General features: G+C 47.9%; 1 protein-coding gene. It reads right to left on the bottom strand.

Annotated elements, in window-relative coordinates; all coding sequences use genetic code 11:
• Positions 1-801 (bottom strand): VCBS domain-containing protein (locus K5Q58_RS20590; RefSeq protein ID WP_220755718.1); only part of this gene is annotated, 801 nt, incomplete at both ends.

The raw sequence follows: 801 nt of genomic DNA, 5'->3' as shown, positions 1-801 counted from the left end.
TGCCATCAACGCTGTGAACGATTAAGGTATCGGTGAGTGACTCACCAGCATTAAGACTTTGAACTGCCAGTTGGGAGTTATCAGCAGTATAAATCCAATGACCTAACTCATTGATACTCAGCGTACCAAATTGACCTTGCAGGGTTTCTGCGCTGAACTGAGCTTGGCCGTTATCACTATCAGTAATGGTTAACGCACCATCAACCCTTAATAATCCCGAGTGAACGTCTTTATCTTCAGTGAGAGAGGCCGTTGCTGTGCCCGCAATCACGGCTTTATCGTCAGTACCGTTAATGGTCACGGTGACTTGTTGTTCAGTGCCATCAACTGCGTGAACCAGCAATGTGTCAGTTACTGATTCACCCGTTTTTAGACCTTGAATGTTGGCTTGTGCGTTATCCGCGGTGTAGGTCCAATGGCCGAGGTTATTGATAGTCAGCGTACCGAATTGACCTTGCAGGGTTTCTGCGCTGAACTGAGCTTGGCCGTTATCACTATCAGTAATGGTTAACGCACCATCAACCCTTAATAATCCCGAGTGAACGTCTTTATCTTCAGTGAGTGAGGCCGTTGCAGTGCCCGCAATCACGGCTTTATCGTCAGTACCGTTAATGGTCACGGTGACTTGTTGTTCAGTGCCATCAACAGAGTGAACCAGCAGGGTGTCAGTTACTGACTCACCCGTTTTCAGACCTTGAATGTTGGCTTGTGCGTTATCCGCGGTGTAGGTCCAATGGCCGAGGTTATTGATAGTCAGCGTACCAAATTGACCTTGAAGGGTTTCTGCGCTGAACTGCGCTT

The organism is Shewanella sp. KT0246 (assembly GCF_019654955.1).
GTDB classification, from domain to species: domain Bacteria; phylum Pseudomonadota; class Gammaproteobacteria; order Enterobacterales; family Shewanellaceae; genus Shewanella; species Shewanella goraebulensis.
The sequence above is the reverse complement of the archived record's forward strand: the minus strand, read 5'-3'. Positions and strand labels throughout refer to the sequence as shown.